This window comes from Mucilaginibacter sp. SJ (assembly GCF_028993635.1).
In the GTDB taxonomy this organism is placed as follows: domain Bacteria; phylum Bacteroidota; class Bacteroidia; order Sphingobacteriales; family Sphingobacteriaceae; genus Mucilaginibacter.
Genome location: NZ_CP118631.1, coordinates 4,784,283 through 4,808,068, shown reverse-complemented (window position 1 = coordinate 4,808,068; position 23,786 = coordinate 4,784,283). Strand labels below are relative to the sequence as shown.

21 protein-coding genes and 1 tRNA gene are annotated in these 23,786 nt (G+C 42.9%); 11 read left to right on the top strand and 11 right to left on the bottom strand.

The features are described 5' to 3' along the window. Positions 1 to 115: 115 nt before the first annotated feature. The 3 genes from MusilaSJ_RS19915 to MusilaSJ_RS19905 all read right to left on the bottom strand — a co-directional run bounded on the left by MusilaSJ_RS19915 (position 116) and on the right by MusilaSJ_RS19905 (position 2,016). The gene (locus MusilaSJ_RS19915; RefSeq protein WP_274986595.1) at positions 116 to 700 is read right to left on the bottom strand and encodes a 50S ribosomal protein L25/general stress protein Ctc; all 585 of its coding nucleotides are present in this window, start codon (positions 698 to 700) and stop codon (positions 116 to 118) included. Between the two features lie 137 nt (positions 701 to 837). Next, positions 838 to 1,782 carry a ribose-phosphate pyrophosphokinase gene (locus tag MusilaSJ_RS19910; RefSeq protein ID WP_274986594.1) on the bottom strand — a complete coding sequence of 315 codons (945 nt, stop codon included), beginning with the start codon at positions 1,780 to 1,782 and terminating at the stop codon, positions 838 to 840. 163 nt (positions 1,783 to 1,945) lie between these two features. Further along, positions 1,946 to 2,016, bottom strand: a tRNA-Gln gene (locus MusilaSJ_RS19905). Positions 2,017 to 2,229: 213 nt separating this feature from the next. On the opposite strand from MusilaSJ_RS19905, the gene MusilaSJ_RS19900 reads away from it, so the two are divergent. The 5 genes from MusilaSJ_RS19900 (at position 2,230) to MusilaSJ_RS19880 (ending at position 9,881) form a co-directional block, all read left to right on the top strand. After that, entirely contained in the window at positions 2,230 to 5,367 is a 3,138-nt protein-coding gene (locus MusilaSJ_RS19900) for a glycosyltransferase family 117 protein (protein ID WP_274986593.1), read from the top strand. 637 nt (positions 5,368 to 6,004) lie between these two features. Next, the gene (locus MusilaSJ_RS19895) at positions 6,005 to 6,688 is read left to right on the top strand and encodes a response regulator transcription factor (RefSeq protein ID WP_274986592.1); all 684 of its coding nucleotides are present in this window, start codon (positions 6,005 to 6,007) and stop codon (positions 6,686 to 6,688) included. Continuing rightward, positions 6,689 to 8,062 (top strand): HAMP domain-containing sensor histidine kinase, encoded by a 1,374-nt coding sequence (locus tag MusilaSJ_RS19890; protein ID WP_274986591.1) that lies wholly within the window; start codon positions 6,689 to 6,691, stop codon positions 8,060 to 8,062. Between the two features lie 363 nt (positions 8,063 to 8,425). Continuing rightward, positions 8,426 to 8,917 (top strand): hypothetical protein, encoded by a 492-nt coding sequence (locus tag MusilaSJ_RS19885; RefSeq protein WP_274986590.1) that lies wholly within the window; start codon positions 8,426 to 8,428, stop codon positions 8,915 to 8,917. A 31-nt stretch (positions 8,918 to 8,948) separates the two neighbouring features. Continuing rightward, positions 8,949 to 9,881: a bestrophin family protein gene (locus MusilaSJ_RS19880; RefSeq protein WP_274986589.1), complete on the top strand. Its 933-nt coding sequence runs from the start codon at positions 8,949 to 8,951 to the stop codon at positions 9,879 to 9,881. Between the two features lie 41 nt (positions 9,882 to 9,922). Here the strand turns inward: MusilaSJ_RS19880 and MusilaSJ_RS19875 are convergent, their stop codons facing one another. After that, positions 9,923 to 10,126 carry a DNA-directed RNA polymerase subunit alpha C-terminal domain-containing protein gene (locus MusilaSJ_RS19875; RefSeq protein ID WP_274986588.1) on the bottom strand — a complete coding sequence of 68 codons (204 nt, stop codon included), beginning with the start codon at positions 10,124 to 10,126 and terminating at the stop codon, positions 9,923 to 9,925. Positions 10,127 to 10,247: 121 nt separating this feature from the next. Here MusilaSJ_RS19875 and MusilaSJ_RS19870 point away from each other — a divergent pair, with 121 nt between their 5' ends. Beyond that, the gene (locus tag MusilaSJ_RS19870; protein WP_274986587.1) at positions 10,248 to 10,820 is read left to right on the top strand and encodes an REP-associated tyrosine transposase; all 573 of its coding nucleotides are present in this window, start codon (positions 10,248 to 10,250) and stop codon (positions 10,818 to 10,820) included. A gap of 134 nt (positions 10,821 to 10,954) precedes the next feature. On the opposite strand, the gene MusilaSJ_RS19865 is transcribed toward MusilaSJ_RS19870, so the two are convergent. The 3 genes from MusilaSJ_RS19865 to MusilaSJ_RS19855 form a co-directional block, all read right to left on the bottom strand. Further along, on the bottom strand, positions 10,955 to 11,908 hold the full coding sequence (locus tag MusilaSJ_RS19865; RefSeq protein WP_274986586.1) for an acetyl-CoA carboxylase carboxyltransferase subunit alpha: 954 nt from the start codon (positions 11,906 to 11,908) through the stop codon (positions 10,955 to 10,957). A gap of 47 nt (positions 11,909 to 11,955) precedes the next feature. Beyond that, positions 11,956 to 12,459: a hypothetical protein gene (locus MusilaSJ_RS19860; protein ID WP_274986585.1), complete on the bottom strand. Its 504-nt coding sequence runs from the start codon at positions 12,457 to 12,459 to the stop codon at positions 11,956 to 11,958. A gap of 539 nt (positions 12,460 to 12,998) precedes the next feature. Next, complete coding sequence (locus MusilaSJ_RS19855; RefSeq protein WP_274986584.1) at positions 12,999 to 14,756, bottom strand: family 43 glycosylhydrolase; 1,758 nt, start codon at positions 14,754 to 14,756, stop codon at positions 12,999 to 13,001. 184 nt (positions 14,757 to 14,940) lie between these two features. Between MusilaSJ_RS19855 and MusilaSJ_RS19850 the strand changes: the two genes are divergently transcribed. Next, positions 14,941 to 17,025 carry a beta-galactosidase gene (locus MusilaSJ_RS19850; RefSeq protein WP_274986583.1) on the top strand — a complete coding sequence of 695 codons (2,085 nt, stop codon included), beginning with the start codon at positions 14,941 to 14,943 and terminating at the stop codon, positions 17,023 to 17,025. On the opposite strand, the gene MusilaSJ_RS19845 is transcribed toward MusilaSJ_RS19850, so the two are convergent. Together MusilaSJ_RS19845 and tnpA are read right to left on the bottom strand one after the other, a co-directional pair. After that, positions 17,022 to 17,393 (bottom strand): hypothetical protein, encoded by a 372-nt coding sequence (locus tag MusilaSJ_RS19845; RefSeq protein ID WP_274986582.1) that lies wholly within the window; start codon positions 17,391 to 17,393, stop codon positions 17,022 to 17,024. The two genes, MusilaSJ_RS19850 and MusilaSJ_RS19845, sit on opposite strands and share 4 nt — an antisense overlap. A 985-nt stretch (positions 17,394 to 18,378) precedes the next feature. Then, a complete protein-coding gene (gene tnpA / locus MusilaSJ_RS19840; protein WP_274986581.1) occupies positions 18,379 to 18,840 on the bottom strand; it encodes an IS200/IS605 family transposase in 462 nt (153 codons plus the stop codon). A gap of 323 nt (positions 18,841 to 19,163) precedes the next feature. Here tnpA and MusilaSJ_RS19835 point away from each other — a divergent pair, with 323 nt between their 5' ends. The 4 genes from MusilaSJ_RS19835 to MusilaSJ_RS19820 all read left to right on the top strand — a co-directional run bounded on the left by MusilaSJ_RS19835 (position 19,164) and on the right by MusilaSJ_RS19820 (position 21,870). After that, positions 19,164 to 19,730, top strand: coding sequence for a pentapeptide repeat-containing protein (locus MusilaSJ_RS19835; protein ID WP_274986580.1), 567 nt, complete (start codon positions 19,164 to 19,166; stop codon positions 19,728 to 19,730). A gap of 460 nt (positions 19,731 to 20,190) precedes the next feature. Continuing rightward, positions 20,191 to 20,916: a M23 family metallopeptidase gene (locus MusilaSJ_RS19830; protein ID WP_274986579.1), complete on the top strand. Its 726-nt coding sequence runs from the start codon at positions 20,191 to 20,193 to the stop codon at positions 20,914 to 20,916. Then, positions 20,913 to 21,671, top strand: coding sequence for a DUF4846 domain-containing protein (locus tag MusilaSJ_RS19825; RefSeq protein ID WP_274986578.1), 759 nt, complete (start codon positions 20,913 to 20,915; stop codon positions 21,669 to 21,671). The genes MusilaSJ_RS19830 and MusilaSJ_RS19825 overlap by 4 nt, the downstream gene beginning before the upstream one ends. A 22-nt stretch (positions 21,672 to 21,693) precedes the next feature. After that, complete coding sequence (locus MusilaSJ_RS19820) at positions 21,694 to 21,870, top strand: hypothetical protein (RefSeq protein ID WP_274986577.1); 177 nt, start codon at positions 21,694 to 21,696, stop codon at positions 21,868 to 21,870. Between the two features lie 26 nt (positions 21,871 to 21,896). Here the strand turns inward: MusilaSJ_RS19820 and MusilaSJ_RS19815 are convergent, their stop codons facing one another. Both MusilaSJ_RS19815 and MusilaSJ_RS19810 read right to left on the bottom strand, forming a co-directional pair. Then, a complete protein-coding gene (locus MusilaSJ_RS19815) occupies positions 21,897 to 22,496 on the bottom strand; it encodes a hypothetical protein (protein ID WP_274986576.1) in 600 nt (199 codons plus the stop codon). Between the two features lie 72 nt (positions 22,497 to 22,568). Continuing rightward, a complete protein-coding gene (locus MusilaSJ_RS19810; protein ID WP_274986575.1) occupies positions 22,569 to 23,588 on the bottom strand; it encodes an aldo/keto reductase in 1,020 nt (339 codons plus the stop codon). Between the last annotated feature and the right edge of the window lie 198 nt (positions 23,589 to 23,786).

Here is a 23,786-nt window from a genome sequence, read left to right as displayed (position 1 = left end):
TTAATTTCAAAATAAACAAAAACAGCGATAAGTTACCCTATCGCTGTTTCAATAATTTGTAGTTTCATCAAATCAATTGGTGTAATCACCTAAAAATCTGTGAAATCAACTGAAATTATTTTTTACCTTGAGCTGCTTCCTGCTCTGCCTGGCGTAATGCACGTGAGGTAGTTACAGAAACAATGGTATCTTCTTTAGCGTTGGTGATCACTAAGTTATCTAATTTAATATCAGATACTTTTACTGATTTACCAACTTCAAGAGATTCGATGCTTACTTCAATAGCATCAAGATGTTCTTTAGGAAGCGCTTTGATACGCAGTTTCCTTAATTTCTGAACCAGTTTACCACCTACTTTAACACCTGGAGAAGTACCTGTTAATTTAACCGGGATCTCGATGGTGATAGGTTTTTTCTCATCTAACAATAAAAAGTCAACGTGAGTGATTTTTTCAGTTAGTGGGTGAAACTGGATGTCCTGGATAATAGCTTGTGATTTAACTCCGGCAATTTCCAGATCGATGAAATGAACAACCGGAGTGTAAACTACGGCTCTCAAATCAGCTGCGGACACTGCAAAGTGGGTTTGTGTAGCACCACCATAAAGAACTGCAGGCACTAAGCCATTGTAACGCAGCTCTTTCGCGTCTCTTTTCCCTACGTTCTCTCTTAGAGAACCGCTAATAGCAATTGATTTCATTTTTATTTATTTGTTTATTTATTTAGTTCATGGTTGATAGATCATTGTTCATGGCCTATTTTCCCATAAAATCTTTATTCGTTTTTATCTCACGGTTGGCAATTTACTATGAACCATCAACCATGATCTATGAACTCTTACTCCACCTTAAACAAGGTACTTATCGAACCATGCTCGTTTACATTGCTTATCGCTTTTGCAAACAGTTCGGCAGTTGAAAGCACTTTTATTTTCGGGCTTTGTTGTTTAAGCGGGATAGTATCTGTAACTATCAGCTCGGTTAATGCCGAGTTTTCGATAGTTTCATAAGCTTTGCCTGATAATACCGGGTGCGTACAAACGGCGCGAACGCTGCGTGCGCCACGCTCCATGATCAGTCCGGCTGCTTTTGCCAATGTACCTGCAGTATCGCAAATGTCATCAATCAGTACTATGTCCTGATCGGTAACGTCCCCTATCAGCGTCATGGCTTCTATTTCGTTGGCGCGTTTACGGCGTTTATCGCAAATTACCACTTCGGCATTAAAGAACTTGGCAAAGCTCCGGGCCCTGTATGAACCGCCCATATCAGGCGATGCAATGGTAAGGTGACCTAAACCAAGGCTTTTGATATAAGGTACAAAAATGATAGAAGCATCCAGGTGATCAACCGGAACATCAAAAAATCCCTGGATCTGCGCTGCGTGCAAATCCATGGTCATGATGCGGTTAATACCGGCTGCAACCAACAGGTTAGCTACCAGCTTTGCACCAATGGCAACACGAGGCTTGTCTTTCCTGTCTTGCCGGGCCAAACCAAAATAAGGGATAACGGCATTTACATAATGGGCAGATGCACGGCGGGCGGCATCAATCATCATCAGTAATTCCATTAAATTATCGGTAGGCTGATGGGTTGACTGGATCAGGAAAACATCAGATCCCCGTACAGATTCATTAAAATGCGGCTGGTATTCGCCATCGCTGAAACGCGATATCACAACTTCACCTAATTCGCGGCCGTAAGCATCAGCTATAAGATGCGCAAGATCCTGCGAGCCTGATCCTGCAAATAATTTAACCGGGTTAAATTGTAAGGGCATTTTTTATGATTTTGGATTTCGGATGTTCGATCTCGGATCGGATATTCTATCCTGTTAAAGATAGCGTATTCCTTTTACAAACCTCTTAAAACACAATTCGGATTTCAAGTTTTTAAAACGGAATAAATCCGAAATCAAAAATTCGAAATCCGAAATCTTAATGTTGCCCGACCAGGATTCGAACCTAGACAAACGGTACCAAAAACCGTCGTACTACCATTATACTATCAGGCAATCTCCTTTGGTTTGTATTACTCCCCGAAAAGGAATGCAAATATAAGACGAATTTTTAACTCTCAAAACAGAATTTTAAAATAATTCATTAATCGCTTAAACACAACCAAATACATTGCAATTACGCGTTAAAACCACGGTTTTAATGGCAACATCCCAATAGTTTTATTATTTTCGGCTGCTTTAAACCTGTTTTTTAGATAGCATCCGAACATGAATTACAAAAAACTCAACAATATATTTGGCTGGGTAGCCTTTATCATTGCCACGGTAACTTACATTTTAACCCTTGAGCCATCATCAAGCTTTTGGGACTGCGGCGAATTTATAGCCTGTATTTACCGCTTACAGGTAGCCCACCAGCCCGGCGCACCCCTGTTTACCATCATTGGCAAAGTATTTACCCTGCTATCCATGGGCGATAATACCAAAGTAGCCTATTGGGCCAACATGGCGTCGGCCCTGGCCAGTGGCGCTACCATCATGTTTTTGTTTTGGACAATCACTGCCCTGGCTAAAAAGCTATTGGTTAAAACACAGGAACAGCTTAATGTTACCAATCTCATCCTGATCATAGGTTCGGGTTTTGTAGGTGCTTTAGCCTATGCATGGTCGGATACCTTTTGGTTTTCGGCTGTTGAATCGGAAGTTTACGCGCAATCATCACTTTGTACCGCTGTAGTATTTTGGGCGATATTAAAATGGGACGCTTATGCCGATGAGCCTCATGCCGACAGGTGGATAGTTTTTATCGCCTATGTAATGGGCCTTTCTATAGGTATCCATTTATTAAACTTACTGGTAATCCCGGCTATCGGTTTGGTGATCTATTTCCGCAGGGTAAAAAATGTTACTACAAAGGGAACCCTGCTTACCTTTTTGGCAAGTGTTGTGGCTTTGGCATTTGTGCTGTGGGGCGTGATACAATACACCGTAAAAGGCGCGGCTTTTTCTGACCTGCTTTTTGTAAACACCCTGGGTATGGGTTTTGGCAGCGGAGCTTTAGTGTTTTTTGTTTTGCTCATTATTACCATTGTTGCAGGCATTTACTATACTATAAATCCTGTTAAACCTGCCATTATTTTAGCGGCCGTATGCTTTGTACTGATATTAGGCATAAGCGGTGGCATTATTGGCCTGATAGTAAGCGGAGCAGTTTTAGCCTTGTTAGAGTATGTGGTAAAGATCCGCGAAAAACGCTTCGCGCTCAACAGCTTTTTGATCTGCCTGCTGTTTATCCTGTTTGGCTACAGTTCGTTTGTGATGATCGTGGTGCGTGCAAAAGCTAACCCTAACCTGAATAACAGCGATCCCGAAAATGCCTTCGCCCTGAATAGCTACCTTAACCGCGATCAGTACGGCGATACCCCGTTATTATATGGCCAATTTTTTGATTCGGAAGCTACAGCACAAACCGAGGGCGCTAATATTTATCGCCGTGGCGCAACCAAATACGAGATTGCCGGTAAAAAACTCAATACCGTTTATGACCGCAATACCATATTCCCGCGGATGTTTAGCGATAAGCCCGGCCATCCGGAGTTTTACCGTGAGTGGACTGGTCTCGGTGAAAGTGAACACCCTACCTTCGGCTCAAACATTAGCTTTTTTGCCAAATGGCAGATCAACCAGATGTATACCCGCTATTTCCTGTGGAACTTTGCGGGCCGGGCCAATGACCTCGATGGCCAAAGCTTAAATTCAGGTGCCGATGGCGAATGGATTAGCGGATGGAATTTCAGCAAACCCCTGCCCTATTCGGTTACTCAAAGCAAAAGCTATAACCGCCTGTTCTTTTTACCGCTTATTATTGGTTTGTTTGGTGCGGTATTTCATTTTGCGCGCAACCAGCGCGAAGCAGGTGTTGTTGCTATACTGTTTGTTTGTACAGGTTTAGCCATTGTGCTTTATCTTAACCAGGACCCGCTGCAACCCCGTGAGCGTGATTATGCTTATGCAGGCTCCTTTTATGCCTTTGCCATATGGATAGGTTTGGGCGTGATAGGCATTGCCGATGTTTTAAGCAAAAAGCTGAATGCAAAAGTCAGCGCCATTATCTCTACAGTGGTTTGCTTACTGGCAGCGCCTTTGCTAATGGCCAACCAGGAGTGGGACGATCATGACCGTTCAACCAAGCTTACCCCGCATGATATGGCTTATAACTACCTGAACTCATGCGCTCCAAATGCCATTTTGTTTACTTATGGCGATAATGATACTTACCCGCTTTGGTATATACAGGAAGTTGAAAACGTACGCCCCGATGTACGCATCGTAAACCTGAGCCTGCTGGGTACCGACTGGTACATCCGTGGCATGAAAAACAAGATGAACGAATCGGAACCATTGCCGATCAGTATGCCGAATGATAAATTTAAACCGGGTGTGCGTGATGTGATTTACTTTAGCGATCAGAAAATTGCGGGGGCTACCGAGCTGAAAGATGTTTTTGATTTCATCACCTCTGATAAAAAAGAAGCCATGGTTGAGTATAACAACGGCGATGTTGCCAATTACCTGCCAACCAACAAATTCAAACTAACGGTTAACGCTGATGAGGTTGTTAAAACCGGTACAGTGCCGGCAGCTGATAAAGCTAAAATAGCTCCTGAAATGGATTGGACATTCAGCGGCCGCTATGTTACCAAAGATGTACTGGCTATGATGGACATCCTGAGCCATAATGACTGGAAACGTCCTATCTATTTTTCGGTTACTGTACCTAACAGCAACATGATCGGCTTAGATAAATACATGTATAACGAAGGTTTTGCTTATCGCCTGCTGCCATTAAAGCCGGATACAGCAGTTGGTCCGCTTGAGGCCAGCAATACCGGTAAGATGTATGAAAACATGATGACCAAATACAAATGGGGCAACATGAAAAACGCCAGCTATCTTGATCACGAATCAATGACCATGTTTTACCCGCTTATCACCAGGCTGTACTCAACCCTGGCGGATGATTTGGCAAAAGCAGGCAAACCTGATTCGGCCCGTAAGGTGCTTAAAAAATATGATGAGGTAATGCCGACAACTATTAACTCGTTGGAGATAGCGGTACGTAAGTATTACATGATAGAAAACGCCTATCGCTTAAACGATATTCAGCTTGGCAACAAACTGGCTAACCTGGTTGATGACTATGTAAGCAATCAGCTTGATTATAGCTACGCCCTGTTCCAAAAAGGCGAAACCAACCTCGAAAATCGTGACCTGCAATATTCAATGCAGATTTTAGGCGGCCTGGTTGAGTTTAGCAAACAATATAAACAGCCGCAATTGTTTAATAAGTTCAGCGCACAACTGAGCGGCTTTGAAAAGAAATTTGGGGTGACGGGAAAGAGATAAGTTGTCCTTTCTAATAAAGCAAAATGCCCGCCGAAAACGGGCATTTTGCTTTATTTACGAAAACTGGTTGAAGTTTAGCGGCAGCGTAACTTCGTCCCAAAACAGCTCAAGCTTTCAGCTTGAGTGTCCTTGCCTAAAAGAATTAAAGCGAGCATCTTACCTGAGTCGTGGAAGCAGGATGCTTCCACGATTTTAGGTCGAAGTTACGCTGCCGCTAAACTTTGACCAGTCACAGTTTAAGTTTACCTACAAAACTTGTCGCTTAAACAGCATGGCGTCGTGTTTTGCCCCAGATGGGGCAAAGGATATTCTATAACTTTACGACCTACAGCCCTTTTGCACCTCTGGTGCACCTGTCCTTGTGCAATTAATACCTGTTTATTAAATTGTAAAAATCCCCCGGAGGGGGAAAAGGTTTGTAGAAATAATGTCACACCCCTTACCTGAACCCCGGAGGGGTTCAACTTATGAAGATTACCCCAATTGACTATTGATTTTGTGGGTAAACTTAAATCTACGAGAGACCCTGATGGGATGTTAAGGATTTTACCAAAGAATGACGGTGCCGGTTATATGATTGAATGAAAACATCGGCGTTATTTATTGTTTATACTAAGCGTAATATATATTTGCCATAATGAAGATCCTGTTAATTGAAGATGAAGCTAAACTGGTATCCATTATTCAGCGCGACCTTACCGCCGAAGGCCACGAAGTAAGTGTTGCCCTTGATGGTACAACCGGGTTGGATATGGCTATGAAAATGGATTTTCAATTGATCATCCTTGACATCATGCTGCCGGGCATCAATGGTATCGAAGTTTGTCGCCGTTTACGGCAGGCCAATCAAAACGCTGCTATATTAATGCTCACCGCGCTGGGTACTACCGAAAATGTGGTAGTAGGCCTCGACAGCGGAGCCGATGATTATATGGTTAAACCCTTCAGCCTGGCCGAGCTCAATGCCCGCATCCGGACATTAGCCCGGCGTAATACCCATCTTGTACAGCCGCCAAACGTAATCCAAATTGCCGACCTGGTAATTAACGGCGACGAAAAATCAGTTAAACGCGGTGATAAAACCATCGACCTGACAGCTACAGAATATCGCCTGCTCGAGTTTCTGGCTAAAAACAAAAACCATATGCTCAGTCGCATTGAGATATTGGAGCACGTTTGGAACATTGATTTTAATATGGGGACCAACGTGGTTGATGTATACATTAACTACCTGCGCAAAAAGGTGGATAAAGATTTTGACAACAAATTGATCCATACAGTTATTGGCATGGGCTATATTTTAAAAAATAACGCGGCTTAAATGAGCATCCAAAAAAAAGTAGCGCTGTTGTTCCTGGTGCTAACAGTGTCGGTAATATTGATATTCAGCAGCGCTATTTTTTATTTTGTACACCAGTTTACCTTCGATGATTTTTATAAACGGCTTGAGACCCGTGTAAACATCTCCTCCCAGATCCATCACCTGAATGATCGCGATAGCCTCGGCATGTACAGGGAAATCCGCCAGCGCTATCTTGAACGCCTCATAGCCGAAAAGCAATACATCATTAAACCCGATATTTATACAAAAGGCAAAACAGTGAAAGGCGTTCCGCGCCAACTAATAAATAACATCATCGCCAACGGAAAATCGAGATTTAAAGCCGATAATGTATTTTACGCCGGCAATATATTCCACTTTCCGGAGGGGGATGCTATCATTGTGGTTTCGGCAACCAATCCATCGGGCCTTAGTGAGCTGAATGATCTTGAGCAGGTGCTGATAATCAGTTTCCTGATTTCGATATTGATCGTGTATATTATAGGTCGCCGGTTTTCATACCATACCTTTAAGCCGGTACGCAGCATCATTAAAAAGGTAAATACCATTACCGCCAGCAACCTGCATTTGCGTTTGGAGGATTATAACGGAAAAGACGAGATAGCCGAGCTTACCCAAACTTTCAACAACATGCTCGACAGGCTGGAAACCGCTTTTGAAACACAGAACAACTTCATCAGCAATGCCTCGCATGAGCTGCGTACACCGTTGGCCATCATAAAAGGCGAGGCGGAGCTCTCTCTCAAAAACATAGATACGCCGGGAGCCGATCTGCATAAAAACCTGCAGGAAATATTAACCGGCACTCAAAGTCTGCAGGATATTATCACCAGCTTACTGGGCCTTGCTCAAAGCGGATTCGATGGTAAAAAGCAAAACTGGGAACAGATCCGCGCCGATGAGATGGCATTTATGGTTAAAGAGGCTGTTGATCATATAATCCCGGCAAATAACCTCAGCATTGATTTTTCATCACTGCCCGATGATGTAGATAGCCTGGTGACAGAGGGAAACATCAACCTGCTTAAACTGGCTATAAGTAATATAGGCCTCAATGCCTGTAAATATTCTGAGAACAAGCCCGTAGTGCTTAAAGTGTACGCCGAAAACAACAGCATTATTTTTAGCGTAAAGGACCAGGGTATTGGCATACCCGAAAGTGACGTGCAGCACATTTTTGAGCCATTTTTCCGCGCATCCAACACAGGCAAATACGAGGGACATGGCGTAGGGCTTCCGCTGGCACTTAATATAGTGAGGCTGCATAAAGGCAATATCGGCATAGTCTCTAAAGAAGGCGAAGGCACAGAGATCAGGGTGATGCTGCCGATTTATAAGGGGGAGAAAAGTTAAATGCTTTTCTACTTTTGCCATATCAAGCGAAGAAAAGGGTGTCATGCTGAGCTTGTCGAAGCATGGTGGGCGGGGCCTCTACGCGCGTCCTTCGACAGGCTCAGGATGACAGGCTCTCGCTCCTAAGATGATAAAGTTAAAAAAGGTGTCATGCTGAGCCTGTCGAAGCATGGTGGGCAGGGCCTCTGCGCGCATCCTTCGACAAGCTCAGGATGACAGGCCCCTGGCCCCCACCCAATCCACACATTTTCTTTATTCTTTAAAAATTCTAATCACATTCTAATTTCTTTCTTAAACCGCTTTAATGCCTGGTACCGACTATTGTATCAACAAACAGTAGTAAACACAAAAAAAGGTATCATCATGAAAACATTAAACATTATCATCCCGTCTGATTTCACCTTATCATCATTAAACATTATACCTGTTTTAGCAGAGCGCTATCCGAATCAAAAGCTCAACATATCGCTCGTTCATTTCCTTCAACTGTCCGACTCTATATCCGATCTGCTATTATTATCCCGCAGAAGCAGGGAATACCAGCTCATCAGCGATGAATTTTACGCCGGTTGTACTATGCTGAAGAACGACTATACAGACCAGATAGAAAACATCATCCCCGACTTTTTTTATGGCAACACGATAGCTGTATTTAAAAACTATCTCGAAGAAAAAGAGACTGACCTGATTGCCATGCCCGAAAATCACAACTATGCAAGGTTAACACCCAACAGTTTTGACCCTACCATACTGATGCAACGGAGCGGGTATAAAATAATTACCCTTAAAGCTGAAGTAAAGCAGTCTTTAACCATAGTTAATGCCGAAGCCGAACATGAGCTGCTGGAGATTTAATATTTACTAAAATCATTTAAAACAACTATCTATGTTACTAAAAGAAAATATCCCGGTAAAATATGTGGTGGGCAAAATAAAGAACGAATTGTTACTGGTTGCCGTGTATGCTGTAGCTATAGCCTTATTCCATCGTTTTTTGCCTGAGTACCGCATTTCAATCCCAATTGCCGTGCCGGCCATATTGGCTACCATCATATCCTTGTTACTGGCATTTCGTTCAAACCAGGCTTATGACCGCTGGTGGGAAGCCCGGAGCATTTGGGGAGCCATAGTGAACGATTCAAGATCGCTGGTGCGCGAGTTGATCACTTTTTTAGATGGCGATAACGCTGTATGTGAAGAAATAGAAGGTTTCAAAAAACGGTTTGTTTACAGGCAGATAGCATGGTGCTATGGCTTAAGTCAATCATTACGCAAGCAAGATCCATATGCCAAAAACACTCACCTGTTGGTTGACGAAGAGGTGAAATTCACTCATCGTTTTACAAACATGCCCAACAGCTTGCTAAAACTGCACGGGCTTGATCTAAAACTGGCTTATAAAAACGGCTGGCTTAATGATTACCAGCAAGTGCAGATAGATGGCACACTTAACCGCCTGTGCGATGCTATGGGCAAATGTGAACGGATCAAGAACACGGTATTCCCGGTTACCTACAGTTTGTACATCCACTTTTGCCTGTACCTGTTTATCATATTGCTGCCATTTGGCCTCATCGAATTCTTCGGTATGTTTGAAGTACCGCTGATCATAGCTATAGCGGCAGCATTTTTACTGGTAGAAAAAATGGCCATCCACCTGCAGGACCCATTTGAAAACAAACCAACAGACACTCCGACAACTGCCATATCGCAAGCCATTGAACGCGACTTAAAGCAGATGCTTAACGATAAACATGAGAGTGAAAAGGCGCCGGTGCAAGCCGCCGCCGCTAAAGCAAATGTGTATTATATACTGTAAGCTTTACACCCCTGTGCGGGAAGGCACAGGGGTTCACTTTTTTATTCTTTAAACCCTAAACCTTCTTCTTTCATTTTCTCCTTCACTATCGGCACCGAACTTTTGCCGACACCGTGCAACTGCAAAAACTCTTTCTCGGTAAGTTTTGATAATTCAAGCAATGATGTTATACCCGCATTAGCCAACGCGCGCTGAGCAGGATTGCCCAATTTACCAAATGGGCTTTCTGATTTTTCAGTCTTCATAAGGAATGATTTTATGGATGGGCAAATTTAATATACGCTTGCGCTCGTTTGCAACGAGCGCTTAACATGGTTTTGCGTTTGTAACGCACGATTATTAATTTAGCCTAAACCTATATCCAGGATGTCGCATCAATACAGAGTTAGAAACCATGAAGAAATACATTTCATTACTTTTACTATAGTCGATTGGGTTGATGTATTTATCAGGCCATCTTACAAACAACTAATTATTGATTCCCTTATTTACTGTCAAAAAAACAAAGGTTTGGAGATATATGCTTTTTGCCTGATGACAAACCACCTCCATTTGCTGGTATCCGCAAGAAGCCCAGTAAGACTACCCGATATTGTGCGCGATTTTAAAAAACACACCAACAAACAAATTATCAAACTGATAGAAGCAGAAAACGAAAGCCGCAGGGATTGGATGTTGTATCGTTTTAAGTATAATGCCAGGTTTGATGATCGGATACAAAATTATAAAGTTTGGCAGGATGGCTATCATTCCATCGAGTGTGACCGGGAAGACATACTTTTTCAAAAATTGGATTATATTCATGATAACCCTGTACGGGCTGAAATAGTAAGCTATCCTGAACATTACATATATAGCTCGGCGATTAATTATGCCGGAGAGCCGGGTTTGTTAGAAATAACTTTATTGGAAAGGGGCTTTATCTCCGTGAAAGCTTAACATGGATTTACGTTACAAACGTAAACCCACGTTAAGCACTCGTTATAAACGAGCGCAAGGGTCTTTTTATTTAGTTCTTGCGCTCGTTTGCAACGAGCGCTTAATATGGTTCAGCGATTGCATCGCGATACTTTCTATTCATTAACCACACCCATCGAGCAGAATTTATCAATACGCTCTGTTACAAGCTCATCGATATTGCGCTCTTTAAGGGTTTTCAGGTCTTTTAATAATTGTTTTTTTAGGATACCGGCCATAGCAACCGGGTCTTGATGGGCACCACCAAGTGGCTCTTTGATCACCCCGTCAATCAGCCTGTTCTTAAACATTTCTGTCGAGGTTAATTTAAGTACTTCAGCGGCACGCTCTTTATTTTCCCAGGTTTTCCAAAGAATGGTTGAGCAGTTTTCGGGAGAGATCACTGAATACCATGAGTTATCCAGCATCAGTACCCTGTCGCCAATACCAATACCCAACGCACCGCCCGATGCGCCTTCGCCAATAATAACGCAGATCACCGGCACTTTCAGCACTGCCATCTCGAGCAGATTACGGGCAATGGCTTCACCTTGTCCGCGCTCTTCGGCCTCTAAACCCGGATAAGCTCCGGGAGTATCAATCAAAGTAACAATTGGCTTATTGAATTTTTCGGCCATTTTCATCAGCCTCAAGGCTTTACGATAGCCCTCAGGATTAGCCATACCGAAGTTACGGTACTGGCGCTCCTTGGTGTTACGGCCTTTCTGGTGGCCGATAAACATTACCGTTTGACCATTCAGCGTACCAAAACCACCAATAATAGCTTTGTCATCGCCAACAGTACGGTCGCCATGCAGCTCGATGAAATCATCGCACATCAGCTCGATGTACTGCAAGGTATAAGGCCTTTCCGGGTGACGCGAAATTTGTACTTTTTGCCAGCCTGTAAGGTTGTTATATATATCTTTTTTGGCTTCTTCCAGCTTTCCTTCCAGTTCGGCTATAGTTGCAGACATATCAAGTTTATTCTTGTCTTCAACCTGCTTTACCTTTTCAATTTGCTGCTGTAATTCAGCCAATGGTTTTTCAAAATCAAACGTAATCTTCATACACTTTATTTGGAGGCGCTAAATTAAGCAAATCAAACGGGATATTTTCAATTATGAGCAGTGAGTGTTTCCAACTTCGTGATTTGCTGCGGGGCCAATGCGCTGCCGGTGCTTAAACAGGCCTGCAAAATAGCGTTCCTGAGCTCTCCGTAATACAAACCCGAGCGGTTGGCGTAAAAAATAATGCTGCCATTATCCGTTCCCTTTCTCATCAGTTTATCAAGCGTAGTCTCGTTGGTAACTATAAAATTGCCCATCTCCACCCTTTTGCGGTGCAGTTCGGCAGCAATGGCGGTGATTTTGGTAACCTGCACAGGGCTCAAGCTTAGTTCTTTTTTAAACTTCAGCGCGCCATCGGGCATGGGGTAATGGTTTAGCCTTGCAACCTGTTCAATATCATCAAACAGGTACTCACCTGTAATTAGCTGGGTAAACTGTTTATCGCTTAATGTTTTTATGGGAGATTTTTTCAGGGTGCTGTCGGCCTGCTGGGCTTTGGCAGTGATGTTTAGCGTCAGGGTTATGAGGAGGGGGATGATGGTTTTTAGCATGCGTTGATTTAATTCTTACTTTTTTAAACATGGATCTATCTTTTTTAAGATAGCCAGGGCTTTTTCATATGGAATTTGAATACCTTCTATTTTAAAAGAGGCAATCATCGATCTCAAGATATCCTCCCTTGAAAATTTATCGCGTTTAATTTTTTGTCTTTGTATCGACTTCATTATTAAATATAACTCAAATTTCAACCAAAATCAAAGATTATATCTTTCTGATGACGTGATTGTAAATCATTGGTTATTAGGCATATTTTCGATTTGTTTTATAAATATGGGCGTTGCCTGCGGCCCGGGCTTTCCGTTACAAGTCCTCGCTTTTCCTGCCCGCAATCCCTATACACGCTGTGGGCTTTACACTGCAATCCCTAACGCACCCCACACACAACATCCCTAAAATATATTATACACACTATCACTATTTTTTCCGGGGCTTCCGTGGTGGATCCCAAAGACACTAAGGTTAATTGTGTTTTCAATTGCGCCTTAGCGACTTTGCGTGAAACAATTTAACCAATCAATACTGATTTTTACTATTCCACCTTCACAACCTTCGTCCTTGCCGAAATTCCGTTTTCATTAAACGCCTCTATTTGAAAATAGTATGGCAGGCTTTTATCCATCCCATTAAAATAGTATTCGTTTTTGCCGTAAACCATCATGCTGTTGTACAACTTATCGGGCGCTATGCCGAAGTACACGGTGTAGCCGGTGGCATTATCGTTTGGTTTCCATTTAAGCCAGGCGTTGCGGCGTTCGCTGTCGCCACGCAGTATAATCAGGTTTTGAACAGTATCGGGTTTTGCACCTGCACCTCTACCAAACACCCTTAAGCCAGATATTGCAAATTTGCCTGTAGGCATGTGCAGGTTAACCATTTTTATGTAACGCGCTTTGACCGGGTTTTTCAGCTCGATATAATCGTGCGGCACATCTTTACGGTTTTTGCTTTTGTCGATAAGGAGTTGCCAGGTTTTACCGTTGAGCGATGAATAGATAATATACTGGTGATAAACGCCAAGTGATTTACCGAGGAATTCTGCATCCTGATCGGCATAGTTTATCTGGATGGCATTTACGGTGCTGACCCCGCCGAGATCAGTTTTTAGCCATTCGCCTTTATTGGCTGTTTTGGCGCTCCAGTAAGTTTTAATATCCTCATCAACCGCGTTGTTGGCTGCATAAGCACCGAGGGTTGATGAAACTTCGACAGGTTTATTATAATTAAGGATCATCCAGCCGGTAAAATTACTTTTCAGGTGGTCTTCGGGGCCGCTGGATAAATAGTGCGGATAATCGCCATAAGCGGTATTACTGTACAGCACTCCATCCTTATCAAAACCGGCCGGCCAGAAACCAATACGGCGCTCAAAATTATTCTTAACCGAGATGCCCATGGTGCTGATATGCCAGTAGTTGCCATACTTATCGGCCCAGGTAGCACCGTGCCCTGCACCTTTGGCAAAGCCGCCTGGCTTGTATGAGAAAGGGTTATGCTTTTGATAAGTGAACGGCCCCAGCGGATGATCTCCCACAAAAACGCCATCTCCGTAGCCGCTTTGTTCGGTACCCGGCGCGCCGAATTGCAGGTAATACTTGCCTTTATACTTATTCATCCATGAACCTTCAATAAAGGGTAGCAGAAATACATTATCATTATGTTCGCCAAAACGCTCCCAGCCATGCTCTTCGGGGTTAAGTTTTACCATTTCTTTTTTTGGGCCGATGGGCTCGAAGGTATGCCTGTCAATCTCCTGCCCGTAAAGTGGCAGGGTATTGCTGGAGCCATGGTAAATGTAAACCCTGCCGTCGTCATCGGCGAACATACCCGGGTCCCAGGCGCCTACTTTAAAATAATCTTTGGCGGCTTTCCAATCGTCATGTGTGGGATTGGTGCTCATCCACAGGGTAAAATCTTTATTATAGGTAGAGCCGATCACCAATAGGGTATCGCCCAAAACCAACGTAGCGGGAGCGCAAAGCTCGTCGCCCTTTACTTCATTATATGGGCGAACAAATTTGCGGTACACAAAATTCCAGTTCAGCATGTCATCGCTCCACCAATAACCAAACTGATTTGTCGAAAAAAGGTAATACTTACCTTTAAATAAAGTCATGGTCGGGTCGGCAGTAGCGCGGTGTTTGCCCCAGCTTGCAAAAGTTTCGAAGGGTGTATAACCATAATCAAGGTTAAGCGGATTGCAATAAGTGAGGCGCTTTTGTTGCGCGCTTACATTGAATATGGCACAACAAAATACCAGGATCAACAGGTTGCGGGTTACTATTTTCATAAGCAAAATAACAGGCTATAATGGTATTACAACAGGGGGCTAATATCAGTTTTTAAATAGCAATAAAAGTTTTGTGTACTACTACATCTGTTTCACATCGTAAAATATTTTATTATTGTGTGTTAAAAACACAATTAATTCGTACTTTCATCAGCACAAGCCAGTTATCCTAAATATCGCTTTTATGAACAAGAAATCCCTGCTGCTCTTCGTCATGCAATTACTTTTTATTGCATCTGCTTTCGCGCAATATCCTAAAATGGATAAGCTGCTTTACGGCGTAGCTTATTATGACGAGTACATGCCTTATGAAAGGCTGGATAAGGACGTACAAATGATGAAAGCCTGCGGCATTAACGTGGTGCGCATTGCCGAATCGACCTGGAGCACGGAAGAACCACAGGATGGTGTTTTTGATTTTACCCATATCGACAGGGTTCTTAATGCCATGCAAAAAGCGGGGATCCATGTTATCATAGGTACACCCACTTACGCCGTACCTACCTGGATGGTAAAAAAACATCCCGAGATCTTAGCTATCACCCCATCGGGCCAAAACCAATACGGGCCGCGGCAAAATATGGATATCACCAATAAAGATTACCGTTTTTATGCCGAGCGTGTTATCCGTAAAATAATGGAGCACGTGAAGGATAACAAGGCGGTGATAGGCTACCAGGTAGATAACGAAACCAAATCGTACGGTACGGCGGGGCCAAACGTGCAGGCCCTGTTTGTTAACTACATGAAGGCTAAGTATAAAACACTTGATAACATTAACCACATTTTCGGGCTCGACTACTGGAGCAACCGGATCAATAACTGGGACGATTTTCCGTCGATGGTTAATACTATTAATGGCAGTCTTTCATCGGAGTTTGCCAAATTTCAGCGGCAGCTGGTTACAGACTACTTAACATGGCAAGCAGCCATAGTACGCGAATACAAACGCCCCGATCAGTTCATCACCCAAAACTTCGACCTGGAATGGCACGGCTATTCGTTCGGCATTCAGCCCGATGTTGATCACTTTGCAGCAGCAAAAGCTTTAGACATTGCAGGCATAGATATTTACCACCCGAGCCAGGACAAACTTACCGGCGTGGAGATCTCTTTTGGAGGCGATGTGGCCCGATCAATGAAAGGCGGCAAAAATTACCTTACTATCGAAACTGAAGCACAAGGCTTTCCGCAATGGGTACCGTATCCCGGTCAGTTGAGGTTACAGGCATTTAGTCATTTGGCATCCGGGGCCAACATGGTGAGCTACTGGCCATGGCACTCCATTCATAATTCGGCCGAAACATACTGGAAGGGTTTGTTAAGCCATGATTTTGAACCGAACCCGGTTTATGACGAGGCCAAAACTATAGGGAAGGATTTCGACAGACTAAGCGCCAAACTCATCAACCTGAAAAAGAAAAACGATGTAGCTATCCTGTTCAGTAACGAAGCACTTACCGGCTTTAAAGCTTTTGGCTTTGGCTGGGGCGTACGTACCGGCTATAATGATGTATTACGCCAGTTTTACGATGGCCTGTACCATATGAACGTAGGCTGTGATTTTGTTGATCCGACAAGTAAAAATATTGAAGATTATAAACTGCTGATAGTTCCCCTGCTATACGCCGCACCGGATAGTTTGTTAAAGCGCTTAAACACTTACGTTAAAAACGGCGGTCATATCATTTATACTTTCAAAAGCGGTTTCGCCGACGAAAATGTGAAAGTACGCACTACCCATCAGCCGGGAATTATTGAAGAAGCCTGCGGAATTTACTACAGCCAGTTCACCGAACCCAGCAATGTATCATTAAAAGCCGATGACTGGAACCTGAAACCTGAAGACAAAAAGCTGAATACCTGGATGGAGCTCATTACCCCTACTACCGCTAAAGTGTTAGCCTATTACGATCATCCGGTTTGGGGCAAATACGCGGCTATTACCGAAAACACCTACGGCAAGGGCCTGGCAACATACATAGGCAGCTTAACCACCAGCGCCGTTACCGACAAATTATTGGCCGATGCCGTTAAAAAGGTTGGGCTCTGGGGTGCCGATCAGCAGATAGCCTGGCCTGTTATTACCAAACAAGGTGTAAACCAGGGCGGCAAAACGGTTCATTATTATTTTAATTATTCGGCAAAAGAAACCAGTCTGACTTATCCTTATAATAATGGCAAAGAGTTGTTATCAGGCGACAATGTCAGCAAAAACAGCGATTTAAAACTGGAGCCATGGGGCGTTAAGGTCATTGAGGTTAATTAATTATGATTAGCCTTCCTGGTTCTCCGCAGAAGGATGAGCGCTATAAGGCCGATAAAACTAAACACGCCCAAAATCCAATAACCTGTTGTTTGGGATGGATTTACCGCTTTCTGGTCGGTACTTTGCTTTACACCGGCATCGCCACTGGGTACGCTGGCTTTGTCACTGTCCTGCAAAGTACCTGTCCCGGTACCGGATACCGTTGCCGCACCGGGCGCTCCCTGGCTTGACCCGTTCCCGGCACCGGCGCCATTAGCCTTAGTAGTTGATGATGAAGTATCTTTGGATGATTGCGCCGATACAGGAACAGTAACGCCTAAGGTTAATCCCAATAATATCATAGCCAGTTTTATTTTTAATGTTTTCATGGCGTATAGTTTTGATGCAGGTTAGTTAAAACAATAGCTGTGCCAGTGATGGGGATAGTATTACATAAAATGAATTGATGCGCTGTGTCACCGATGAGAAAAGCGGGAGTTGCGTACCTACGGCACGCTAAAATTAAATTCACATTGTTCTACAAACCTTTTGCACCTACGGCGCAACTAATCAGGATAATAACTTATTGGAATTACCATTGGAACTGTTGTAAGCATTAGGATTGCGCTGATACGGGAACAGCAGCATTAAGCGTTAATCCCAATAACAGAACAGCTAATTTTATCTTTAATGCTTTTCATAGCGTATTATTTTGATGCAGGTCAGTTAAAACAATAGCTGCGCCAGTGATGGGGATAGTATTACATAAAATGAATTGATGCGTTGTGTCACCGATGAGAAAAGCGGGAGTTGCGTACCTACGGCACACTAAAATTAATTCACATTATTCTACAAACCTTTTGCACCTACGGCGCAACTAATCAAGATTTTAGCTTATTTAACATTATCATTGGGAACCTCGCAAGCATTAGGTTTATTTCCCATTCATATTATTCTACAAACCTTTTGCACCTACGGCGCAACTAATCAAGGTTTTAGCTTATTTAACATTATCATTGGAAACCTTGCAAGCATTAGGTTTATTTCCCATTCATATTATTCTACAAACCTTTTGCACCTACGGCGCAACTAATCAAGGTTTTAGCTTATTTGACATTATCATTGGAAACCTTGCAAGCATTAGGTTCATTTCCCATTCATATTATTCTACAAACCTTTTGCACCTACGGCGCAACTAATCAAGGTTTTAGCTTATTTGACATTATCATTGGAAACCTTGCAAGCATTAGGTTCATTCCGTTCATTAGCTTTAAAAGCAAACTGGAAGATCTGTCCCATAGGGACAGCAGGTTTGTAGAATAATATTGATAAGTATATTTCAGAGCTCCATAGGAGCTCCACTTATAAAGCGTTCTATTCGGGCAATTTGAAAATGTATCGCTCATCAAACTCAATATTGAAATCCTTTAATATCTGCTGGTACTCCTCTAAAAAGGTTTTCTTTTTATGATGCTCTTGTTGATTGGTAATATAATTCACTACTTTATTCACCTGCGACCGACTATGACTAAAAGCACCATAGCCCTCCTGCCATTGAAATTTACCACGTGTTAAATTTTCTTTGTTGATCCATTCAGAAGAATCACTTTTGACGATTCTTATCAAGTTAGAAATAGCTTGATTAGGATTCAATCCAATAAATAAATGCAGATGATCAGGCATATTGTTGATAGCGATCATTTTATGTTCTTGTTTCTGAACAATAGAAGTTATGTATTGCCGCAATCTTTCTGCCCATGTTTCGTCAATTAGCGACGCGCGATATTTTACCGCAAATACAAAATGAATATATAATTGGGTGTATGTATTTCCCATGCTTTTTTAATATGTTAATTGGTAAGCCGCCGAAACTCTAAACTCAAACATACATTTTTTCTATAAACCTGTTGTATTTCTGGGTCACGCTATTAAGTTATGATACTTATAAGTTGCACCAGAGGTGCAAAGGTTTGTAGCATAATATAAGTAAGATTTAAGCGTGCCGGAGGTACGCAACTCTGGGGTTTTGCACATTTATAACCGCTATTCCTCTACGTTTGTACTTGCAGACTTGCCCCGTCAAGATAATTCAACCAAACTTTTGATAATTATAGGAGGGGCAAACAACCAACACGCATTTAAAACATAAATTTGCCCCCATGCAATCCCTACTCTACGAAGACCAAACTTTTACCAAAATAACCGCCGGCCAGCTCAACGGCACCACTTACGAAAACTGCAAATTCATCAGCTGTGACCTTGCTCATGCTCACCTCGCGGGCATTACTTTTGTTGATTGCCTGTTTGATACCTGCAACATGCTCCTTGCCGAATTAGGCAATACCGGCCTGCAGAACATCCGCTTTAAACATTGTAAATTAAGCGGCGTAAATTTTGGTAAGGCCAGTGATTTTTTATTTGAGGCGCATTTTGAAGATTGCATTTTAGACAATGCCGTGTTTTATAAAAAGAAGAACAAGAAAGCTACCTACACTGATTGTTCCATGATGGAAACCGACTTGACCGAGGCCGACCTGGGCGATTGTAAATTCATTAACTGTAACCTTAAAAACGCTTTCTTCAGTCGTACCATCCTTAAAAACGCCGACCTGAGCACATCTTATAACTTCATCATCGACCCGGATGATAACGTCATCAAAAAAGCAAAGTTTTCGCTTCATGGGTTGCCTGGATTGCTTGCCAAATATGATATCAGGATAGGATAATATTTTGGCGACTTATTAGTTAATATCAAAAGCATAAAATTAAGAATCGTCATTGCGAGTAACCATCAGGGAAGCCCTGAAAAAAACGTAACGACATGTAAAATATATTTTAGCGGTGTTGCGCGTGGGCCGCGTTTGGATTGCAGTGTAAAGCCCGGAGCGCGTAGTGGGATTGCGGGCAGGAAAGGCGAGGACTTGCAACGGAAAGCCCGGGCCGCAGGCAACGCCCATGTTATAAAATTCATCAAAAAAATATACTTAATAATCAATAACTTACAATCACGTCATTATAAGACACGAAGACAACCGAGCGAAGGGAGCTCATTAATACCTATAAAAAAACAAATTATAGATATTAATAATCGTGAACTATACAGAGCGGATCTGCTAATCGGGGATTGCTTCGTTCCTCGCAATGACGTGTTTGAAATCTTGAAACTACTTACTGACCACAAACCTTATGCAAAAACTTGTCCTGTTTTTTTCTTTTCTGTTGATAAGCACCGGGGCTTTAGCTCAGGCCGATACTTCAGCGTTTACCAAATTCAATGATTTTAATAACCTGGTTTTAAAGGGTGGTGTCAAAAAACCGGAAGCTCAAAAGCAATTTGAAACCCTATTAAAACGAATTAACATCCTGGAAATGATCCGTGCTGAGCGGATCATTCCAAAAACACAATGGGTATTCCCCTTAAAACGCTATAAAAGCAGCGCCATTGGCGGTACACATGGTAATGGTTATTTTGATAAAGGATACCGTTACCTTGACGGCAACAAGCATGGCGCCCATCCTGCACACGATATTTTCATCAACGACCGTAACCAGGATTGCATTGACGACCATACTCAAAAACCTGTTGATGTAGTTGCTGTTGACGACGGCTGGGTTATTGCCTGCACCAATCAATGGGAACCCAACAGCAATATGCGGGGAGGCAAGTTCATATGGGTCTATCATCCGGCAACCCATATTTTCACCTACTATGCGCACAATAACCAGGTTTTTGTAAAACCGGGCGACTACGTTACGCAGGGCAAAAAAATAGCCGAAGTAGGGCGCACGGGTTATAACGCTTATAAAAAACGTTCGCCTACGCACCTGCATTTTTCGGCGTTTAAACTGGTAGATGGCATCCCTGTACCTTATAACCCTTATGAACAGCTAAAAAAAGCCAAAACGTTATGAAAATCCTGACCACCTGCCTGCTCTTGCTTTTGAATATTAATATTACTCCTCCGGATAACGTGATTAAAAGATTCGCGGTACCGGAAGGCTATCAGCGTATAACAGCTTCGCCCGGCAGTTTCGGGGCATGGCTGCAGGCTTTACCTTTAAAGCCGGCGGGCACACCAACCAAAACTTACAAAGGCGATATTGCCCGCACCGATGTTTACACCGCTGCGGTTATTGACATGAGCGTGGGCAACCAGGGCCTGCAACAATGCGCTGACGCGGTGATGCGCTTACGCGGCGAATACCTTTATCAGCAAAAAAAATACAACGAAATTTCTTTTAACTTTACCAGCGGTTTTAAATGCGACTATGAGCACTATGCCAAAGGATATCGTTATCAAAATGATCGTTGGGTATTGAAAGCCAAACCTGATTATTCATACAAAACATTCTTAAATTACATGAATTTGGTATTCAGTTATGCGGGCACCCTGTCCCTGCAAAAAGAATTAAAAACTGTGGCCAATCCCAATGATGTAAAACCAGGCGATGTATTTATCCGCGGAGGCTCGCCCGGACATTGTTTTATTGTGCTCGATGTTGTAGAAAATGCGGATCATCAAAAGCAATTTTTGTTAGCACAGAGTTTTATGCCGGCCCAAAATATCCAGGTGCTAAAATATGATTCACCCTGGTTTGCTATGGACCAGCATAGCGGGATCATGTATGGCGAGCTGATTAGCAAAAATTATTTGAAGCGGTTTTAGGTAGGTTTATAGCGCAATTTTAATGAAAAGAATATTTGGCAGTATTTTAATTATCGTCTCTATCATTTGGGGCTTTTTATTTCTTGCACTTGCAAGTGACAGTTTTACCAATGGAGTTGCTTTATTATTAAACCTTGTGGGATGTGGCTTTGGGGTGTTTTTTGGAATACGCATGATCGTTAAGAAAAATAAATCTTAACGCCCAAAAAACAATTTATACCGGTTTTACTGCTTATCACCGGGTTCTAATATGGCCTTATCTATTACTATATTAAAATGCGGCATCATATTCCCGGCTACCGATATTGATTTTAACACCCCGCCTATCCTGAATAATTTACCATCATAACTTTTAAACTCATCTATAGTAACGGGATGGGCGGGCACTATACTTTCAGAAGTATATAAATCTGTCCCCTTCCTGTTGGTGCAGGATGAGGCGAGTGTATCCGTTTTATTATCAGAACATACAATGCGGTTAAGCCCATATTTCAGCGAAGTAAATCGGGATGGGGAAAAAATAGTATGGCCGATATAACCCGAAACATTTTTCAATGCCTCAGCTTTGGTTAATTTACCCATGTACATTAAACCGGCCTCGGATATAATGTGCATGTACCTGATAACAGCCGGTGCATCATCGTCCTGCTTGTTTCCGGGGATTTTCTTTAAAATAGCTTCGGATAGTTTGGCTGCCTCAGGCCAGTTCTCCTCATTTAAAAAGCCGATGAGTGTTGAGAATTGAGCATCGGGAACCAACTCCTGGGCATGCGATCTTGTAAAAGCTACCGATAAGATAAATAGCAGAATGAGGAATTTTTTCATAAAGTTTAGGCGGGCTCTTTCTTATTGCTCCCGCCTAAATTTACATCAAAAAACATATAAATGAAATGAAGGCTACCTTTTTTCAACCCTATCATAAAACCCACCGAAACTGTTCATTTTCACGGCATCCTCATTGAAAAAATCGCCGGGGAAACCTAATTCAATCGCGCTTGCTTCATTCAGTTTTTTAAAATGATCAGGGGTCAATTTCGTATCTATTGCTTTGAGGTTATCGTTTAGCTGGTCAATTTTGGTTGCACCAACTATAGGTATACAGCTAAAATCCCTGTCCATCATCCATTGCAGTGCAACATGGCTTTCGGATACCCCGAGTTCAGCGGCGATGGCTACAACGGCTTCAGTAATGGTTTTAGCCCTGTCGTTACGGCGGTTACTTTCCGGTTTTACACGTCCCTGTTCGCCGCGCAGGTATTTACCGGTTAAAGCACCACCAGCCAGCGGGGCCCAGGGGGTAACTGTCATGCCATAATGTTTCGCCATCGGGATCAGTTCACGCTCGGCGGTGCGGGCCAGCAGGCTGTACTCAACCTGCAAGGCAATAAACTGGCTCCAGCCCATCAGCTCGGCAAGGGTATTTCCTTTTGATACCACCCACGCGGGCGTATCACTGATAGCGGCATAGGTTACTTTGCCCTGTTTTATCAGGTCGTCCAACCCGCGCAGAACCTCATCAATCGGGGTAATATTATCCCAGATGTGCAGGTACAGCACATCAATAAAATCAGTTTTGAGGCGTTTAAGGCTTTCTTCCACGCTACGCATCATGTTTTTGCGGTTATTGCCCGATGCATTAGGATTGGTAATATTATCTTTCAGCGTGTACTTGGTAGCCAGCACAAAATAATCGCGGTCATGATTACCCAGGTATTCGCCAATGATCTTCTCGCTGGTACCCAGTTTGTACACATTGGCGGTATCAATAAAATTGCCGCCTGCATTGGCAAAGGCATCCATAATGGCAAAGCTGGCATCTTTTTCGGCGCCCCAGCCGCCTTCGGTACCGAAGCCCATAGTGCCCAGGCATAATTCAGAAACTTTAAGGCCCGAGCGGCCTAATAATTTGTAGTTCATATATGGTGATGTTTTGTGTAACGTTTTTAAAATATGTTATTGGCGAAGCGTGGCAATCTTGCAGCCATACATGTACAATTTGCAAGGTGGCTGAGCATAGCTACGCGGTTCCCGCGCTATCGCTTATAATGACGTGATTGTAGTCATTGATATTAAGTGTGTATTTTTAATCTTTTTTATAACATGTGCGTTGCCTGC